Genomic DNA, 18,551 nt, shown 5'->3' with positions numbered 1-18,551 from the left:
TGTCGTGCCTGATGGTCTTCAATGTTCGGATGATCCTGTGCTTCGCTTTCGCGGGGCAGCCTACGCGGAATCAGCAAAACGAAGACATCATTTTGTAGATTTAATGGATGAGTGATTACTGCATCTTTATATCAAGAGGTTGTTAGGTATCTCGAGAGAATTATGATTGAACCTGCCAGTGCAAGAACTAGAACGGGCAAAGGCGTTTTATACCCAGCTCGGTTTTCTGTTGAATGAGCAGTATGCGAGTCAATAAAAAAAACAGCAACTACCATGAGCTAGGAGATACGTTTCCTAGCTCATTTTTATGTAATTTTGTATCTCCCTATATTTTGAAACACTCAATTCGATACATTACTTCATTTTACAAACTGCAAAATAAACTTAAGAATTATTTAAGAATCTCCTAAGAGGATTTTTAGAACTGTATTTTATGATAGAGAAAGAGTTCAACATGGGGAGGAGAACAATTGAAAAATGTGGACGTTAGGATTCGGTTAGGTAGAAGTATTTATTTTGTATTAGCAATAATCTTATCACTGTGTGTAACAACACAATTTTTTTTAGCAGGAATGGCTATATTCATGAGCCCAGTGAATTGGCTGAAGCACCTAAGTTTTGTCCATATTTTCGGATTTAACTTACCGTTCTTAATGATTGGTTTTGCAGTTGTTGGCAAGATGCCGCTTGGGGCTTACTTGCAACTACTTGGAGTTCTACTAACTGTTTTCACTTTGTATTTCACTGCAAATATATCAAGTATAGTGCCATGGCTAGGTGCCATGCACCCGGTAATAGGCATTCTCTTATTCGTATTATCACTTTCTATTGTTTTCCAAATACGTCATTTAATTACTAATAAAAACAACATTAGTAGGTGTAAAGAAATTGAAACTAGGAGGAAATAGTAAATGATATTAGCTTGGAAAGAAATTAGAAGAAATAAGGTACGCTATTTTCTTATCAGTACAATTATGGTTGCCATTCTATTTTTGGTATTTTTCATTACTGCACTATCTAATGGTCTTGGATATGCGGACAGCGCCGCAATGAGTAACCTAAAAGCAGATTATGTAGTTTTGAACAAGGAAGCGAACGGGGTGTTAATAAAATCAGGGTTAAGCAACAAGGACATTCAAGAAATTGAAAAAAAGGTAGAAGGAGATGTTTCCTCACTAAACGTATCAATTTCTACCCTTGACCGAGAGCGTAAAGGAAGCGTAGATGTTGTCTATTTCACAGTAAATAAGGAAACTTACGGAAATCCTCTTATTATCGAGGGAAAAGATATTGAGGAGCTCCTTGACGGGGAAGTTATTGCGGACGAGAGTTTGAAAAAGTTTGGATATTCCCTTAATGAAAAAGTTAAGGACTCCCGAACCGGTAAAGAGATGAAAATAGCCGGTTTTACAAAGGATCACGTCTATTCACACATGCCCGTCATTTTTGCAGACCTGTCGATGGGATTTCAATCAATGTACAGCGATACCGATATCTATAACGCGGTACTGGTGAAGGGTGCGGATTTCACCATTGCCGGATACGATGTTCAGACTGTTCAGGACACGGTGAACTCGATGCCAGGATATGCTGAGACACAAGGCTCTTTTATCGTAATGAAGACCTTCCTTATTATCATATCTGTATTTGTATCTAGCGTCTTCTTTTATATCATCACGATTCAGAAAGTTCACCAACTCGGGATATTAAAAGCCCTCGGTGCAACAACAGTTGATATTTCAAAAACAATCCTATTTCAAGTAAGTGCGCTAACCTTGGTTGGAATAGTAGTTAGTGCATTTGCTTTCTACGGTATTGTGCAAGTGATGCCTGAGGAAATGCCTATTGCCTTCTCTGCTAATATGATGATATGGACTGGCATCTTGTTTTTGGTATTGAATATGATTGGTGCAATGCTATCTGTATGGAAGGTCACAAAAATTGATCCGTTAGATGCGATGGGGAGAGTTGAATGATGAACAAGGAAATTTTAAAATTAGAAAATATATCAAAAGTTTTTGGAGACGGTAACACTGAGAATCGAGTTCTCAGTAACATTTCATTATCTATAAAGAGGGGCGAATTCGTAGCACTCGTCGGTCCTTCGGGTTCTGGAAAGAGTACCTTGTTATCTATTATAGGCGCATTATTGTCCCCCAGCGATGGCCAACTTTTTTTAGACAATCAGGCTCTTCATTCTATGACTAAAAAGCAACAGAATCAGGTTAGGGCCAAGAACATCGGATTCATATTTCAAGCCTCAAACCTCATTTCATATTTAAATGTACGAGAGCAATTGAACCTAATGGTAGCCATTTCGAAGCTTGATAAAGAGGAGGCAAAGAAGAGAATCGATGCACTCCTTCGTGATTTAGGATTACATCAGAAGGAACATCATTATCCGAAAGAATTATCCGGTGGAGAAAAACAACGCGTGGCGATTGCCAGAGCATTCATGAATAATCCATCCATAATCCTTGCAGATGAACCGACCGCAAGTTTGGATTCGAAGCGTGGCAGACAAGTGGTAGAGATGATTGCGACAGAAGTGCAATCCCGCAACAAAGCTGCCCTAATGGTAACTCATGACGAAAGAATGTTAGATTTATGCGATCGTGTCTACCACATAGAAGATGGAAATTTAATAGAAAGATGTTGAACTAAAGCGTATGAACAGCTAGTTGAATCAACATTTCAGGAGCATACCGGATGCGATATCTTGTATGCTCTGGTTTAGATAGCCATAATGAAAAGTAGTTAGAAAAAGAGGTGAGCAAATGTCCATCAAGAAACGATTAATTTTATCAAACATAGGCATGATTTTACTTCCTCTACTTCTCTTTATCCTTATAGAACTAATTTTCGCGTATTTTATGTTTTATCCATTGGAAGACAAGATGAATGCAGATACTTCGGAACTTTTTCTTTCCATGAGACTGGTGGTATTTATCATTTCCTTACTTATATCTAACGTAGTATTGTCTCTTATTGTCTCAAAAAGCATCATAGTTCCCCTCATCAAGTTAAAGGAAGCAGCTTACCAAATTGGTCAAGGGAATTTAGATATCCCAATTGAGACAACCCTTGCTCGCAATGAACTGAATGAGTTATCACAAAGCTTTGAAGCTATGAGGATAAAATTAAAAGCAGCGGAAGAACTACAGCATCGCTACGAAGAAAATCAGAAAGAGTTAATTGCCAATATTTCTCACGACTTAAAAACGCCGTTGACTAGTATAAAAGGATACATCCAAGGTGTTTCAGATGGGGTGGCAAATACGCCTGAAAAGATGCAACGTTATATCCAGACAATCGAGAATAAGACTAACGATATGAACACGTTGATTGATGAATTAATGCTCTATTCGAAACTTGACTTACCGAATGTCCCCTATAAAATGGAGAGAATCAATCTCGTCCCTTATCTTAAAGAACATCTTAAAGAATTACAATTCCGACTCACGGATGAAAATTTAACGATTAGCCTAGAGTACGATAGCAATGACATATTTAAAGTTAAAGCTGATAAAGAAAAGCTTAATCGAGTAATCACAAACATTATCCAAAACAGTCTTAAGTATATAAACAAAGAAACAAAACAAATAAAGATTCATTTGATTTCAAAAGAAAATGAAGTGCTAATTGAAATAACTGATAATGGATCCGGTGTTAGTCAACAAGAAATTCCTTATCTATTCAATCGTTTCTACCGGACAGATATTTCGCGGAACTCTTCCACTGGCGGCAGTGGTCTGGGCTTGTCAATCGCGAAAAAAATAATTGAAGGACATGGCGGTGTAATTGGGGCCAGAAGCGAAATTTCAAAGTATTTCAGTGTATTCTTCACTTTACAAAGACCTTAGAAAAGGGTGATTTAGATAAATAAAATACTGATTATTGAAGATGAAATTAGCATCGCCGAGCTTCAGCGGGATTATTTAGAACTGAATGGTTTTGAAAGCGATATCGTAACGACTGGTCAGGCCGGTCTAGATAAGTTTAGCGAGAACACCTATAAGCTTATACTTTTGGATTTAATGCTGCCAGACATGGACGGGTATGAAATCTGTCAAAAAATTCGAGAGCACTCTAATATTCCAATCATAATGGTGACCGCAAAAACTGAGGATATCGATATCATTAGAGGGCTAGGACGGGGAGCGGACGATTATATCGAGAAGCCATTTAATCCGAATAAACTAGTCGCTCGTGTAAAAGCACATATTGCCAGATATGATCGACTCGTAGCTCATGAACCTGTTTCAGTGACTGAAATAAAGATAAACGAATTACTTATTCAGATTGCCGCACGTAGAGTGTTCGTCAACAATCAAGAAAAAAACTTTTCTGCAAAAGAATTCGACCTGTTGGTGTTTCTAGCCTCCCATCCTAATCAAGTGTTCAGTAAAGAACATTTATTTGAAAGGGTCTGGAAAAACGATTGTTTTGGAGATATCACTACCGTAACTGTGCATATACGAAAAATACGAGAGAAAATTGAAATAGAGCCATCTAAACCAATTTATATTGAAACTGTATGGGGTGTCGGTTATCGATTCAAGCAATAGATTCAAGCGAAAAGTGCTGGGTTCAAAATTTCAGGTACCTGTCCGTGACACTAATCAAGTAAATCACTACAATTGTATAATAATAGATTGAAAAGCAGACAAATTGGCGGATGTCTGCTTTTTTTGTATGTTTATTCAGGCCTGTAAATTACTCGTCTTTGTGCGACGTAGGTACCCAAAATTTAGTGTCCCTAAAACTTGTCCGAAGTGGCTCTAAAAACATGGCACACATATCACTTTCCCATGTCCCTATTCATTAATTTAAAATGGAAGTTTTTATCCTCCCATAAATATAAATAGTGTCGTTCAGAGGAATTTTTCAAACCCAATGCTCCGTACGCATCGCAAAATCAGAAAATGTATTAAAAATCAAGAGGATATCGACAGAGCATTATATAATCGATATCCACTGTTTATTTTATGAAATCGTGATGAATAATCTGAATATCCCCTCTCACATGCTTGCTCCCCTATCGAATTCTTTTTACAAAAAGTTTTTTCTTTATGTTTAAGTAGTTTTTCATTTCAAAAATCAAATAAAAAAGATTCGCCCGTATTTCAAATTCTTCTCTTGTCTTTGGCAACTCCATCTTGCGAATCAAGGTATTTAATTCATCCAACTCATTTAATGAAATGTCCGTTGTATCTCCCGAATGAACGTTCCGACTTAAATTTTCCAAGAACTCTGCAAACATTTCTTTCTGTTTGACGTCTAGACTGGATGAAGAAAAAATAGCAATTATTTTCATCATATGTTTTAGGAGTTCCAGTTGATCCTCTCGCATTTCCAGATAATAATAATCTCTATTTCGTTTTCGTAGCAAATGATTTTCTATATCTTGAATGGCAATGCTTTTAGATTGATTAATCAAATCTTCTACCTCAAGAATCTCTTTCCCATCCCAGTTTCGCAAACTATCCCTTAAATTGGCAGAGAATTCAAAGAGAATAATTTCAAACTTTTGTTCAATCTCCTTCTTAAAGATTTCAATATCTCGCTTGAAATTTGGCATGAAACTATTGACGAGAAGAGCAATTCCCATACCGATGAAAATAATATAGAGTTCGTTCAGAAACAGAGCCCAAGTAGCATCGTTTACCGTATAAACATGTAATACGACAACCATACTTGTTACAAAACCAGCTTGGATGTGAGCTCTTACAAGGATTGGAACAAATAATAAAATAAATAAGGAAAAGACAATAGGATAATAACCTAATACTTCAAACAACAAAGCACCAAGAATCAAAGATAAAAGAGAGGCAAAGAATTTATCCTTCATTGTAATTAATGTCTTTTTCTTCGTTTTCTCGATACACATAATAACAATAATTCCTGCAAATGTTGCAAAATCCAAATCCAATAAACTCGCAATCCAAATTGCCAGCCCTGCTCCTACAGCAGTTTTTATCGTCCGATAGCCCATACCAATCATGGAAGCACCATCCTATTATTTTCTATGTAAATCCTAGCAGGTTACCTGTTTTACAAATATTCGTGTTAATTCACATACGTGTACAATCTTAGACACCATAACCGGTTGGCATCAGCTTCGATAAATCTCAATACACTTGTAGTGTATTCTAAGAATAATTTTAAGACTATTACTCGAAATTCATCTGCCTATATTTTAACACGTTGATTAATTTCAGGTACCTATGCGTGACACTAATCAAGTAATTCATTACGATTGTATAATAATAAAATGAAAATAACATTTATTCTAATTGTCTTGGGAAATTTTAGTGCTAAAGGAAGAGAACTTTTAGCAAAATTTGCTGTGATATGTTTGAAGGAATGCTTGTATAGATACTTGGTAACCTGTCAAGAATGAAAATAATTAATTGGTATCTTGATACGAACAATATAATTATCATAATCAACTAAAAAATTTATCTAAAAGGGGAATACTATCATAGGCGTATATAACGCAGTAGTAGCAAGAAATACGAAAAATGCTCCAAACGGTATCGGTCCCTATTCACAAACTGTAGCTTTCTCTCATTACAATAATCTTTCAGCTCAATTACCTATCGAACCCCAAACTGGTAAATTGGTAGCTGGTGGTATAAAAGAGCAGGCTGAACAGTGCTTTAAAAATATCAAGGCAATTGTAGACAGCATCGATCATGTTATGAGCGATGTTGTTAGAATCACTGTATTCGTTAAGGATATCAAAGATATTGACGCTGTGGACGAAGTTTATAAAACATTCTTCCCAACCTATGTTCCTACACGAACGACAGTCGCAGTTGAAGCTTTACCTATTGATGCTTTGGTGCAAATTGAAGCACTTGTTTCAAACGGTGAAGGTACAATTCCAAACGCACCACAAGCAGGCGACCTCATAAAGCTTACAAATAACACGGCAAATGCACCAACATGTCCTTTATCTGCACAAACTGTGTCTTTCTCTCATTACAATAATCTTTCAGCTCAATTACCTATCGATCCAAAAACGGGTAGATTGGTTGTTGGCGGTGTAAAAGAGCAGGCCGGACAGTGCTTAAAAAATATCAAGGCAATTTTAGAAAGTATCGACGTTCCTTTTGACGACATTGTTAAAATTAATATCTTCCTTAAAAACCTCTCGGATATTGAAGCCGTAAATGAAGTTTATACAACATTTTTCCCAGACTCGGCTATCGCCAGGACCGCAGCCTATGTTCCTGCACAAACAACAGTTGCAGCTTCAGCTTTACCTAAGGATGCTTTGGTACAAATTGAAGCAGTGGTGTCACACGGAGATGGTACACCACCACAAGCTGTTGAAGCCAGGCATGGAATCGTCATAAAGGCAAACAACACTGAAAATGCACCAAAGAGTTCTCTATCTACACAAACTGTAGCGTTTTCCCATTACAATCACTTTTCAGCTCAATTACCTTTGGACCCTAAAACTGGTGAAATGGTAGCTGGTGGTGTAAAAGAGCAGGCTGGACAGTGCTTAAAAAATATCAAGGCTATTTTAGAAAGTATTGACCATGTTATGGACGATGTGGTTAAAGTAAATATATTCCTTAAAAATATTACAGATATTGATGTTGTAGACGAAGTTTACACAACATTCTTCCCAGGCGGTATTCCTGCACGAAGAACAGTTGGCGTATCAGCTTTACCTAAAGATGCTTTAATCCAAATCGATGTAGTTGTCTCACACGCTGAAGGAACGCCTCCAAAACCCTAACAGGCATTTGGTTGTAAATATAAATTTAGTGTTGGTTGCCTATGCACGGTACAATTCAGACTCAATTCTTAGTGTTTTTGAATTTTGTGGTGCATAGGCATTACTTTTTTAAGGTACCTGAAATTAGCGTTAAAAACTTACCGTTCTTATTTTATAAACAATGACATCAATGGAGGCTTTTCTTCATACTATATAGTTGGGGTGAAAAAAATGCCAAGAGTTAAATACCGGGATGCAGACGTTGATTTAATGGCAAGGATGATGAGAGCAGAAGCCGAGGGTGAAGGAAAACAAGGGATGTTATATGTTGGCAATGTTATTGTTAATCGTGCTGTAGCAGATTGCTTAGATTTTAAAGATGTAAGAACAATTGAAGATGTCCTTTTTCAAATACAAGGAGGAAATTATTCTTTTGAAGCTGTTCAAAAGGGGAATTTGTTTTACCAAAGGGCAAGATCTACTGAAAAAAGATTAGCAAAACAAAATATAGATAACTGGAGACAACATCCAGCGAAATACTCCCTTTGGTACTTTAATCCATATGCTGCCTGTCCTCCAACATGGTACAATCAACCTTTTACCGGTCAATTTAAAAATCATTGTTTTTATGAACCAGCAGCTGGGACATGTGCAAGTGTTTATAACGGTTAGGTTCTTCAGGTGCTAGTATAAATTGTAGGGAATCACCATATTGTCGACAATAAAAAAGAAGGCGACTTCAACTGTAATCAGATGAAATCGTCTTCTTTTTTATATCCCTTTTGCGTTTTTATACAATTGGGTGAATTGTTTTTTGTTGTACAAGTACGGATTTTCATTTTAACTGCTGATTTATATGGACTTATGAATTTAGTAATGGCAGGTAAATATCAACTGTCGTACCTATTTCTAACTCACTTTTAACTTGAATAGTTCCATTATGTTCTTTAATAATTTTGTGACTAATCATTAGACCGAAACCAGTACCGCTCTCCTTTGTGCAGTAAAATGGTTCAAAAAGATGCACAATTCTCTCATCAGTGATACCGATTCCTTGATCTTTTATCATGATATGAACATGGGATTCATTTGTTTTACAAGTGATATACATTTTTTTATTGCAAGCTGATGCTTCAATAGCATTTTTGATAATATTTTCAAAAACCTGTTGAAGTTGGACTTCATCACAGCAAATGGAAAAAAGATCCCCTTCTAAACTTAAAATTATCTTAATACCTTTAAGTAAAGCCAAGTCATTCATCCTCATAATAGTTCGTTCCAGGATTAGCCCAATATCATTTAAACGAAAATTCACTGATTGCGTTTCTGCGAGCCTAATAAGTTTGTTTACTATCTCATCGACCTTATTTATCTCGGAATAAATCATTGAATAGTATTCGGGTTTACTTAATCCCATATTTAATAGTTGAACAAAACCTTTAATAGAAGTAAGTGGATTTCTAATCTCATGAGCTACTCCAGCAGCAAGTTTCTCCACTAGCTTGATTTTGTCATTCGTCAGGAATGATTTACTTGCTTCTTGTAGCGGGTCATTACCAATGTCATGGTCATATGCATTTCCTACGTTTCCTATTCTAAATTGATCATTATACCTACTCCCCATAATAATCCCCCATTCAGAACTTTGTTCACTTTAAGCGACCCTCTATAGAAAAAAAAGACAATGAATATTACCCGATATCCATTTGTCCCAACTTTATTTTACTATTCTCTTGATGCTTATCAGTCATTAGTTCAACAACCTGATGAACAATTTCTAATTCCTTTTCACTTAAACTTATTCCATCCCATTGTAGATGTTGCTTTTGAAGAGACTCAACAGAATCAGGGATATCCGTTAATCTTAGTATATAATCCGTTGAAACATGATAAATTTGGGCTAATGCTACTAGCTTATCAATGGGGGGATTTCTATGTCCCCCTTCATAACTTGCATAAGATGATTTGGCGAGCCCAATTTTAAATGCAACCTCTTGCAGTGTAAGCCTTTTTTCCAAGCGAAGCATTTTCAGGCGATTTCCAACGGTCATGCGCTTGGCCCCTTTCTTTATTAAATTGTCAGTCTAGCATTACCAACTTGCGAATACTCATGAATACGATCAGCTATCGTTTGAATTTCAAAACTAAACATAGAAATTTTTTCTTGAATCATTTCCACTTCATCTTGCGTTAAAAAATTGTTTGGTTTATTAGAATAATGAGCAAACGTTCCAGCCAATCGACCAGTGTGTGTAAAGAATGGTATTGAGGTACAAGACTTGAAACCGTATTCAATGACACTTTCTTTAAGGTTTGTCCAAAGTGGGCTCGTTTCAATATCTGTTTGCACAACTTCTTGTGTATAAATAGCTTTTCCACATGAAGCACAATTTTCATCTAGTATTCCCTGTTCATTAACAATACTAAAGAAGTCAAAGAATTCCACTGGAATACTAGGGCCGGCTCCATGAAATACATTATTTCGTTCTTTATCATAAAACAACATAGTGACATAAATACTATCTAATACTTGTTCCAATTCTAAACACATACGACCTAGCTCCATTTTGATTTCCAAGAAATCCGATTCACTTTTAGTTATTATACCGTTAATCAAAGCATTCATTAAATGAACTTTTATGTCTGTTTCTTTTTTTCCCAAAAGAGGATTGATTATTTTTAGTTGTGCTTTAATGTTTTTCTTTAGATTATACGCACGTAAACTTTCAACAATACCTTGATGATTCGAACCATCCACCAATTCCATCATACTTCCTTCCAAATCCACAAATAGTTTTCTGTCTATTTAACTATCATACAATATATTTAAATTAAATAAAAGTGGTAAATACAGTTTCCCATTATAAACTTGCATACATTATTTCATAGTGTCAGGTACGCTGTGCATGACACAATTCCTACTAACTCTGAATTGTGCCATGCACAGACAACCCCAATTAAGAAGATAGATAAAGGATTATGAATAGTAGAAGGCATGGATGCTACAAGAAGAAAACGATGAGCTGTGAAGCAATTGCGACAAAAATCAAGGCAAATGGGTAGGCTGCAGCATAAGCAATCGCGGGATCCTCGGAATCAATCAGTTGGTTTAGCGCACCAAGTCCCGGTGTACTTGTCATACCGCCGCATAATCCCCCAAGCGAATGTACGATGCTAAGTTTGAACAGCTTACGTGCGAAAAAGTAACCAACAACTATTGGTACAATCGTGATGAGTGTGCCGCCGAACAGCAACTTCACACCTTCCGTCCGAATGACTTCGACGATGCCTTCGCCCGCCGTTGTACCCGCGCCCGCTAGGAATAAAACAAGTCCCAGTTCCCTTACGACATGATTGGATGGCCCGTAATAGCGCACATGGACTGGACCCAGTTTGCCGAAATGGCCGATGATTAAAGCTACGAATAGCGGTCCGCCCGCAACCCCAAGTTTAATGGTGCCAAGTCCCGGAAGATGGATTGGCACCATTCCGACTAGGATTCCAAGCAATAACGTGATGCTAATTGAAAAGATATCAATGTTCGTCACTGCGTGCGTTTTGCGTGTGAAAAGTTTTTCCACTTCCTCAAGACGTCTTTCTGTACTAACAATCGTCAGTACATCCCCCCGTAATAACGGCAAGTTTGGGTTCTGATTCAATTCGATACCGTCACGCACGATCCGTGTCACAGTCGTTCCGTGGTTCTTCCTTAATCGCATATCCCTTAAACTTTTACCAATGACGTCATCGGAGTCAACCGTCACTTTACGCAAGTGGATATTATCCGGGTTTTCAAGATCTGTCTCGACTGAATTACCTACATACGCTATGACACCGTCCATTTTAGACTCGTTGCCGACAACGACAAGATGATCGCCTAACAAAACGACTGTATCGCTCATCGCAATCATCGTATGGCTTCCACGAATTACACGACTTACAACGGCGGCATGCTCGCTGAAGGCAAGCTCACCCAGCATTCGCTTATGGAGTACAGGGTTTGTCACGTTAATCGTCTTGACAATAGGGGAATCGACCGTCCTGATTGGATTCGTCGTTTCCTCCAAGTCTTTATGTAAATCAGCCTTGACTATCCGCGGTAATAGCTGCACGAATAACACAACCGCCAAAACACCGAACGGATAAGCAATTCCGTATCCGACCGATGCAAGCGGATCATGCGTTGCCTGTAACGCAGCAGCAAGACCAGGTGTACTTGTCAATGCACCCGTCATCAACCCTACGCTCAGCGCGGGAGACAACTGAAATACTTTGGCGACAACAATGGTCGTCACAACGGAAATTAGTATAATGACAAGCGATAAAATACCAAAAATCAGCCCGCTTGAACGCATCATCCTGAAAAACCGTGGCCCTGCTTGTAATCCAATTGCCACAATGAACAGACTCAATCCTAGATCTTGAACAATAGGCGACACTGCATAACCGAAATGTCCGAATACCATTGCAACCAATAAAACACCAGCTGCACCAAGGTTAAGACCGCGTATGGTAAGCATACCGAACCATGAACCAAGGAAGAGAATAACGAACAGTAGGATCAGTGGTTCGTCGAGCAATGATTGTATGAACTCCATGACATGCACCTCCAATAGACTTCATCCCCTGTTACAACAGAAGGTCGTTTTTATGAGAAATAGATTCGGGGAATTGATTTAATAAAAATTGCGAAGCTATAGTATAAAATTGGATTAGGAGTTCGTAATTTCAAGGGGTGTGGGGTGCATAGATAAATGCTAGCTGTGCTTGTTTTATCATTGATGCAAATCCCCCCGTCTTATCAATGACTTTTTTTATTTCATACAAAGTCTACCCTAAATCAATGTGATGGATACTATTTTGAAACTTGTACCTCTAATAAAGTCTAGTATGTTCCGTTAAGAAATCGGGATTGCTAAGTGGTCAATTTCACCGTTCACGGGGAACTGATAGTTTTATCCCAGTTGCCTGTGACCCATACAATTAGAATCAATTCTGGGTTGCGTCTTAATTGCACCACGCAGAGGCAGCGACTATTAATGTGGAGCTCATTGATAGTAGTAATCACGTGGACGATTCCATTGTTGAGGAAAAAATAAAGACTCTTTATAAAAAGAGGGGCGTCCTCCAGCGGACCCTAGCGTCTACTTTCGTATGCGTGAATGCAGTACCAAATCGATTGTTTAGCATTTCTAAAATCGATGATTAATTTCGATGTCTTTTGTTTACTACGCAGTATATTTTGTCCGAATTTACGCAGTGTAAAGTAATTTACTGCGTAAATTCGGATCAACTGTCTTTATTTCACGGTACAACTTTTTGAGGATTCATACATACTTTAAAAATGGAATACTGCCATGAACGGTAAGGTTAATGTGCCATCATCTCATGTGCAATCGTATGCCCATCCAATTCTGATGGGTAAAATGTAGGCCAATTAATTACTTCCTCTAATAAAGCTTTGCGATCATCACCCCAATACAAATGATAATGATCCGCATCATTTGGAGAGATACTATGATCACTAAATTGAATATACTGAGAAACCCCTTTCGTTGGTTCTACCAATTTAAATATATATCTTACCCCTTTATTCCCTGCTTCATATGTGAGAATTTCGTATCCATCGGACTGATACTCACCTGTATTAGCCTCTCCATTGTTGAAAAATGTCACATTATTTCCTTGAATAACGATACGCTCAGTATCGGTTTTATATCCTACATCGTAATACGTTTTATATTCTTCCGCTGTCATATCTTCATTCTGTTGCACTTTATGAGCAAATACCTCATCTAACGTTCCGTCTAGTAAATATGGATACACAGATTGCCAGTCCCCTTCCCAATCAGAAAGCGAGCGCTCATGTACTTGGCTATCTTCAAAATATCCAGCATGAATTTTTTCTATTTCTTCATCGTGTGCGTGATTGTGCTCACTTTCATGTGAATGACTTTCAACGTCTTGCGTTGTCGTTAACGCTTCACTACTAGTAATCTCTTCTTTCGAATCTGCAGCTTGACACCCTACAAGTATCGAGCTCACTGTTAGTATACTTAACCATTTTACTGTTGTACCCTTCATTCCTCATACCTCCCCTCTAAATAGTAATCATTCCGCTTTACGATTATATATCCAACTTTTGCTGTCGTCAATGTAAATCGTAATGATTACTATTAAAAAATATGTATATTATGGCTAAGTCCCTCTGCGATTTGTTTCAGCCATGACTTAATCGATGCTACACAGCGTCGCCATTCGTTCATTTAAAGATGCAGCAATGCTTGGCTTTTGTATCCATTCATACTGTTTAGTGCTCGATTATTGTGTTGCATTAATTTCAGTTACCTGTTGTACCAAAAAATTTCCGGGCACACTAAAAGTCCCGCCATTGTAATTTCTATTACAATGGCAGGACTTACTATTGTCTCATTTTAATCTTTATGTTTCTTATCAACCTACACATGTTACTTTTAGTTGCTTCTTCTATTACACCGCATCTTTTTCTTCGAATAAATAACGTTTAATCGCCTTCGCAACTCCATCTTCTTCATTCGAAGCTGTTACCCTATCTGCTACTTGTTTTAGCTTATCATCAGCATTTCCCATAGCAATGCCTAATCCAGCAGACTGAATTAATTTGAAGTCATTAAGGTTATCTCCTATCGCCATAACACTTTCCATCTCGATATTTAGATACTCACAAACCCTTCTTACACCTGATTCTTTGGAGATCCCTTTTAATTGCCAGTTGCCCAATTCGATTCTGAATTGTATCTGTTTTGCACCATGCACAGGCAGCATGTATTTAAGAAATTGCGAGAGTATACTACGGCTCTATCCGAGATAAATAACCAACTTATTTAGCATTGATTGGATGCGTATGCTTGATTTCATTAATCGAGAGATATAGTTTATAGTTCCCAAATTCTAAAATTTCATCTAAAAATGCATTTAATGTTTCATGTAAATCTACCTTTACTTTTAAATGATAACAGCCTTCTCCCGATACTCGGTGAACTTCAACTACCACATTTTGATTATTAATAAAACGTATAAATGAATCATGGTTTGCTGATTTCATATAAATAATTACAAACCCTGTATAAGTAAATCCTAATTTCATTTCATCAACTAGTAGAGAGTAAGCTTTAATTACACCACTTTCCTCAAGTTTTTTCACACGATTCCCAACTGCTTGTCCCGTCATATGAATTTGTTCACCTAAGTCTTTCCATTGGATACGTGAATTTCCGGATAGTAACCGAAGGATCTGAAAATCAATATTATCAAGTTCCATAATAAATTCCTTTCACCATGAAATTTTTTGAGATAAAAGCATTTCATCAACTTATCGATATAAATCAAAATACGATATATGATTATAGTGTATCAAAATACTGTAAATGAGGTGGAGAATAATGAGCACAGCTCTAATTATTGTTGATATTCAAAATGACTATTTCCCAAATGGAAAGATGGAATTAGTTAATCCAGATAAAGCGGCCGCTAATGCTGCTAAAGTTCTTGAATGGTTTAGGCAGAACAAAAATGACAATATTTTTCATGTTCAGCATATCGCAGCTGATCCAGCATTAGGATTCTTCCTTCCAGATACGGAGGGTGCTGAAATACATGAAACTGTTCAACCTTTGGAAAACGAAAACATTATCATCAAACATTTCCCTAACAGCTTTTTAAAGACTGATTTGGAGAGCAAATTAAAAGAAAAAGGAATAACAAAGGTTGTGGTTGTCGGTATGATGACTCATATGTGTATTGATGCAACAGTCAGAGCCGCAGTGGATCTAGGCTATGAAACAACTCTTATTGAAGATGCATGTGCGACAAGGGACTTATCTTATGAAGGTAAGGCCGTTCCAGCAGAACAGGTTCATTATGCATTTGTCGGCGCACTTAACGGTATGTATTGCACTGTAACTTCTACCGAAGATTTTCTGCAATAAGAAGCTATAAAATCTAGAAGAACATAGTATTTTTCGTGAAAATAAAACGTCATTTCCTTCATAAGAATTAAATGTTTCAAAACTTTAAAAGGCTGTCCAGAAGTTATTTTTCTGGACAGCCTTTATGCATTACGCTTTATTTGCTTGTTTGATATGCGCATTCCCGACTGATAATAGATCGAAAAGCCCCGTTCTTGGATCCATAACAAGGTCATGTACAGGAATTGTTTTTGCTAGTAATAGATGATTACGGACAACCTAGATTGCCAGTTGCCGGCAGCACACAATTCAATTTGATTCTGAATTGTGTCTGATTTGCACCATGCACAAGCAACATGTATTCATTTATTTTACCTTGATATTGGCTTTATCCTCTAACTCTTTCACTAGATTTTCTTCGCTTATTCTTTCCCAACAAGCATTACATTTATTAGTCTTCTTGCCTTTTTCATTCAGGTGAAGGTCATTATGCCTTGTAGTTTTACCACATATGAAACAATTCTTATACAGAGCACAAATTATTTGAACAAACGGATCTTCAGATGTAGTGGCTACGATATCTTTTATGTTTTTCACAAGAAGTTTTGCTGTGTTAACCGCGTCATCACCAGCAGAGTGAAGTTCGCCATCTTGTTCAATTCCACTCATTGTTAATGCTTCTTCCAGTGAAATTTGTCTATTTTCTTGAAAAACAACAACACATATAGGTCTTTGTATATCATTAAAGTTCTTTACCCACGATAAATCAAATCTTTCATTCGCATAGTGATTGACAAGGAGTCGAAGATCGCTATTGCTCCAACTACATAGATAGTAATCTTCCTCGCCTATCCACTTACGAAAACTTTGCATTACCTCTACCATGTTCGGTGAGTCAATGAACTGATCAGTAGTTCCCCCTATAAACTTCAACGTTCTCTTATCAAGTAAATCCATTTGTGGGGGCTTTACGTAAGACTGAAACGTATCAACGATTTTTAATTCACCTTCGACATCCAAGACTTTGGCAGCTCCAATTTCAATAATATACTGTGGCATATCTGTTGTACGTGACATCGTTGCCTCTAAATCGAAAACTATATATTGCATGATAATACCTCTTTCATTTTAGCTTGTAACAAGTATATCTCTATTCCAGATGTAATTGTTAGGGCATGTTCATTCACCGCAATTACATACTTATAAGGCGTGGATTAGGTATTTACTTCAATATCTAATCTTCTTTGCATTCTTATACGATTGTGTGAATTGTATGTTGTTATTTGTTGCATAGTGGTTGACCTCAAAATTAAAATTTAAAAAATAGTATACTGATTACAGCCAAGTGAATGTACCACTACTGCCATAGTTTTTACCAGCGATTGCCACGGGTTTTACCACTCGTTGCCAATGAGTTTACCAGTGGTGTAACGTTAAGGATTTTGAAATATAAAAGCCTAACCCTCCGTACCTTGAACGGGGAATTAGGCTTATAATCTTCAACAATCGCCACCGATTGAAGAATCAATGTCCCTACCATCAAAAGTGAATATTTTAGATTCACCTAAAGTAAAAAATTCTAGGCTTGAAATAAATTCGGCACTAGGAATTTATCGTAATATTATCAAATCATTTTAGACATAGTTATATTCGTAATTTCATAACCCATTTTTTCATATAATCCGCGTGCAATTTTATTGTGACCAAAAACGTGTAAACCAATTTTATTCATACCCAGACCTTTGGCAATAATTTCAAGTTCTTTCATTGCTTTCTTGCCATATCCTTGCCCCTGATATTGATCAAAAATCAAAAAATCGTATATAAAACCTTCATTCGGGATTTTAGGTTTCTTTTGTAGGACCCATATCATACCAACCAAGACCTCGTTCTGAAAAATCGAGAACAAATGGTTATTCTTGGTCTTCTCATTTTCAGGTAATTCTTTTTCAAATGATTCCTTCGATAAGGCAATTGCTTCATCTTCACTCCAATTTCCTGAGGCAATCTTGTCTTTTGCAAAGTCTTCAATTGCATAACTTATATATTGTTTGAACTCTTCTTGGTTCATAGGTTGTAATGTAATCAATTTATTTTCCTCCAATTAGCACAATAGCACCGTTTTAAATGTCCTCTAATCATTTTAACCTATAATCCAATAACCCTTAATGACATTGTTTAATATTTCGATACGATTGAAACGTGGTTCTTATGCAATAATTTGGCCCGTTTGCGGCATAAAGATTTTATTGCGAATTAGCTAGGTTTGTATGGTGAGTATACCATTTTCATTTCTGGAAGGTGTATGTTTTTACTTTAATTATCCAGAATTTATGAAGTGGTAAAGGCTTTGTCACTCACTGCTACAATCTATGTCACTAGGTGGTAAAAAACATGTCACAAGTGGTACATTTCATTGGCTGTAATCAGTATACCTCCGAAAAGCTTTGCAACAGGACGCTACTATAGTGTTCATGCTAATTATTTGATCAATGAAAACAAACAACACCAAGCCGTGGAATTCGAATGGGGGCCTATAGACAGCAGTAGGAACCCTTCCCATATCACGCCTCTATCTAACAATGGAAATCACATGGAGGATGAGCTAGTGAATCACTTGAAGAATGGCCCTATTCGTTTCAATTTAATGATGCAACTAGCACAACCGGGAGATATTATTAATGACTCTACACAAGAATGGCCAGACAATCGTGAAAAACTTTGTATTGGTACACTTTCCATACTTGAAAGAAGACCTGATAATGCCGAACCTCATGTATTCGCCCCAACTGTCGTGCCTGATGGTCTTCAATGTTCGGATGATCCTGTGCTTCGCTTTCGCGGGGCAGCCTACGCGGAATCAGCAAAAC

Annotated in this window: 20 protein-coding genes; 10 read left to right on the top strand and 10 right to left on the bottom strand. The window is 37.1% G+C overall.

Features of this window, described 5'->3' with window-relative positions; translation table 11 throughout:
- The first annotated feature begins 166 nt into the window (after positions 1-166).
- The 6 genes from I2483_RS19780 to I2483_RS18200 all read left to right on the top strand — a co-directional run bounded on the left by I2483_RS19780 (position 167) and on the right by I2483_RS18200 (position 4,568).
- On the top strand, positions 167-256 hold the full coding sequence (locus I2483_RS19780) for a hypothetical protein (RefSeq protein WP_481886357.1): 90 nt from the start codon (positions 167-169) through the stop codon (positions 254-256).
- 223 nt (positions 257-479) lie between these two features.
- Positions 480-908, top strand: coding sequence for a DUF6220 domain-containing protein (locus tag I2483_RS18220; RefSeq protein WP_346267753.1), 429 nt, complete (start codon positions 480-482; stop codon positions 906-908).
- A 3-nt stretch (positions 909-911) separates the two neighbouring features.
- On the top strand, positions 912-1,976 hold the full coding sequence (locus I2483_RS18215; protein WP_207278512.1) for an ABC transporter permease: 1,065 nt from the start codon (positions 912-914) through the stop codon (positions 1,974-1,976).
- Positions 1,976-2,659, top strand: coding sequence for an ABC transporter ATP-binding protein (locus I2483_RS18210; RefSeq protein WP_207278515.1), 684 nt, complete (start codon positions 1,976-1,978; stop codon positions 2,657-2,659). The genes I2483_RS18215 and I2483_RS18210 overlap by 1 nt, the downstream gene beginning before the upstream one ends.
- A gap of 118 nt (positions 2,660-2,777) precedes the next feature.
- Positions 2,778-3,863 (top strand): sensor histidine kinase, encoded by a 1,086-nt coding sequence (locus I2483_RS18205; protein WP_207278511.1) that lies wholly within the window; start codon positions 2,778-2,780, stop codon positions 3,861-3,863.
- 15 nt (positions 3,864-3,878) lie between these two features.
- On the top strand, positions 3,879-4,568 hold the full coding sequence (locus I2483_RS18200; protein ID WP_186673601.1) for a response regulator: 690 nt from the start codon (positions 3,879-3,881) through the stop codon (positions 4,566-4,568).
- A gap of 470 nt (positions 4,569-5,038) precedes the next feature.
- Here the strand turns inward: I2483_RS18200 and I2483_RS18195 are convergent, their stop codons facing one another.
- Positions 5,039-6,004 carry an aromatic acid exporter family protein gene (locus tag I2483_RS18195; RefSeq protein ID WP_207278510.1) on the bottom strand — a complete coding sequence of 322 codons (966 nt, stop codon included), beginning with the start codon at positions 6,002-6,004 and terminating at the stop codon, positions 5,039-5,041.
- Between the two features lie 477 nt (positions 6,005-6,481).
- Here I2483_RS18195 and I2483_RS18190 point away from each other — a divergent pair, with 477 nt between their 5' ends.
- On the top strand, positions 6,482-7,756 hold the full coding sequence (locus I2483_RS18190; protein WP_346267752.1) for a RidA family protein: 1,275 nt from the start codon (positions 6,482-6,484) through the stop codon (positions 7,754-7,756).
- A 210-nt stretch (positions 7,757-7,966) separates the two neighbouring features.
- Positions 7,967-8,407: a cell wall hydrolase gene (locus I2483_RS18185; RefSeq protein ID WP_207278509.1), complete on the top strand. Its 441-nt coding sequence runs from the start codon at positions 7,967-7,969 to the stop codon at positions 8,405-8,407.
- A 190-nt stretch (positions 8,408-8,597) separates the two neighbouring features.
- Here the strand turns inward: I2483_RS18185 and I2483_RS18180 are convergent, their stop codons facing one another.
- The 7 genes from I2483_RS18180 to I2483_RS18150 form a co-directional block, all read right to left on the bottom strand.
- A complete protein-coding gene (locus I2483_RS18180) occupies positions 8,598-9,359 on the bottom strand; it encodes an ATP-binding protein (RefSeq protein ID WP_207278508.1) in 762 nt (253 codons plus the stop codon).
- A 67-nt stretch (positions 9,360-9,426) separates the two neighbouring features.
- On the bottom strand, positions 9,427-9,786 hold the full coding sequence (locus I2483_RS18175; protein WP_207278507.1) for a helix-turn-helix domain-containing protein: 360 nt from the start codon (positions 9,784-9,786) through the stop codon (positions 9,427-9,429).
- Between the two features lie 20 nt (positions 9,787-9,806).
- Positions 9,807-10,502, bottom strand: coding sequence for a GAF domain-containing protein (locus tag I2483_RS18170; RefSeq protein ID WP_207278506.1), 696 nt, complete (start codon positions 10,500-10,502; stop codon positions 9,807-9,809).
- A gap of 235 nt (positions 10,503-10,737) precedes the next feature.
- Positions 10,738-12,333 (bottom strand): aspartate:alanine exchanger family transporter, encoded by a 1,596-nt coding sequence (locus I2483_RS18165; protein WP_207278505.1) that lies wholly within the window; start codon positions 12,331-12,333, stop codon positions 10,738-10,740.
- 772 nt (positions 12,334-13,105) lie between these two features.
- Positions 13,106-13,819, bottom strand: coding sequence for a ZinT family metal-binding protein (locus tag I2483_RS18160; RefSeq protein WP_207278504.1), 714 nt, complete (start codon positions 13,817-13,819; stop codon positions 13,106-13,108).
- Between the two features lie 405 nt (positions 13,820-14,224).
- Complete coding sequence (locus tag I2483_RS18155; RefSeq protein WP_207278503.1) at positions 14,225-14,539, bottom strand: HAD hydrolase family protein; 315 nt, start codon at positions 14,537-14,539, stop codon at positions 14,225-14,227.
- 55 nt (positions 14,540-14,594) lie between these two features.
- On the bottom strand, positions 14,595-15,035 hold the full coding sequence (locus I2483_RS18150; RefSeq protein WP_207278502.1) for an Lrp/AsnC family transcriptional regulator: 441 nt from the start codon (positions 15,033-15,035) through the stop codon (positions 14,595-14,597).
- Positions 15,036-15,156: 121 nt separating this feature from the next.
- On the opposite strand from I2483_RS18150, the gene I2483_RS18145 reads away from it, so the two are divergent.
- Entirely contained in the window at positions 15,157-15,702 is a 546-nt protein-coding gene (locus tag I2483_RS18145) for a cysteine hydrolase family protein (RefSeq protein ID WP_207278501.1), read from the top strand.
- Between the two features lie 345 nt (positions 15,703-16,047).
- Here the strand turns inward: I2483_RS18145 and I2483_RS18140 are convergent, their stop codons facing one another.
- Together I2483_RS18140 and I2483_RS18135 are read right to left on the bottom strand one after the other, a co-directional pair.
- Positions 16,048-16,791 carry a 3'-5' exonuclease gene (locus I2483_RS18140; protein ID WP_207278500.1) on the bottom strand — a complete coding sequence of 248 codons (744 nt, stop codon included), beginning with the start codon at positions 16,789-16,791 and terminating at the stop codon, positions 16,048-16,050.
- A gap of 514 nt (positions 16,792-17,305) precedes the next feature.
- Positions 17,306-17,770, bottom strand: coding sequence for a GNAT family N-acetyltransferase (locus I2483_RS18135; RefSeq protein ID WP_207278499.1), 465 nt, complete (start codon positions 17,768-17,770; stop codon positions 17,306-17,308).
- Positions 17,771-18,097: 327 nt separating this feature from the next.
- Here I2483_RS18135 and I2483_RS18130 point away from each other — a divergent pair.
- Positions 18,098-18,551, top strand: a 454-nt coding sequence (locus tag I2483_RS18130) for a catalase (RefSeq protein WP_207278498.1), incomplete at its 3' end; no start/stop codon positions are given.

The organism is Sporosarcina sp. E16_3 (assembly GCF_017347125.1).
Classification (GTDB): domain Bacteria; phylum Bacillota; class Bacilli; order Bacillales_A; family Planococcaceae; genus Sporosarcina.
This window is presented reverse-complemented; position numbering and strand designations above follow the sequence as displayed.

Bases quoted from the DNA above. Each gene is read 5' to 3' on its own strand.
- I2483_RS18215 (WP_207278512.1), top strand. From the start codon at position 912: ATGATATTAGCTTGGAAAGAAATTAGAAGAAATAAGGTACGCTATTTT.
- I2483_RS18210 (WP_207278515.1), top strand. From the start codon at position 1,976: ATGAACAAGGAAATTTTAAAATTAGAAAATATATCAAAAGTTTTTGGA.
- I2483_RS18205 (WP_207278511.1), top strand. From the start codon at position 2,778: ATGTCCATCAAGAAACGATTAATTTTATCAAACATAGGCATGATTTTA.
- I2483_RS18195 (WP_207278510.1), bottom strand. From the start codon at position 6,004: ATGATTGGTATGGGCTATCGGACGATAAAAACTGCTGTAGGAGCAGGG.
- I2483_RS18185 (WP_207278509.1), top strand. From the start codon at position 7,967: ATGCCAAGAGTTAAATACCGGGATGCAGACGTTGATTTAATGGCAAGG.
- I2483_RS18180 (WP_207278508.1), bottom strand. From the start codon at position 9,359: ATGGGGAGTAGGTATAATGATCAATTTAGAATAGGAAACGTAGGAAAT.
- I2483_RS18175 (WP_207278507.1), bottom strand. From the start codon at position 9,786: ATGACCGTTGGAAATCGCCTGAAAATGCTTCGCTTGGAAAAAAGGCTT.
- I2483_RS18170 (WP_207278506.1), bottom strand. From the start codon at position 10,502: ATGGAATTGGTGGATGGTTCGAATCATCAAGGTATTGTTGAAAGTTTA.
- I2483_RS18165 (WP_207278505.1), bottom strand. From the start codon at position 12,333: ATGGAGTTCATACAATCATTGCTCGACGAACCACTGATCCTACTGTTC.
- I2483_RS18160 (WP_207278504.1), bottom strand. From the start codon at position 13,819: ATGAAGGGTACAACAGTAAAATGGTTAAGTATACTAACAGTGAGCTCG.
- I2483_RS18155 (WP_207278503.1), bottom strand. From the start codon at position 14,539: ATGCTGCCTGTGCATGGTGCAAAACAGATACAATTCAGAATCGAATTG.
- I2483_RS18150 (WP_207278502.1), bottom strand. From the start codon at position 15,035: ATGGAACTTGATAATATTGATTTTCAGATCCTTCGGTTACTATCCGGA.
- I2483_RS18145 (WP_207278501.1), top strand. From the start codon at position 15,157: ATGAGCACAGCTCTAATTATTGTTGATATTCAAAATGACTATTTCCCA.
- I2483_RS18140 (WP_207278500.1), bottom strand. From the start codon at position 16,791: ATGCAATATATAGTTTTCGATTTAGAGGCAACGATGTCACGTACAACA.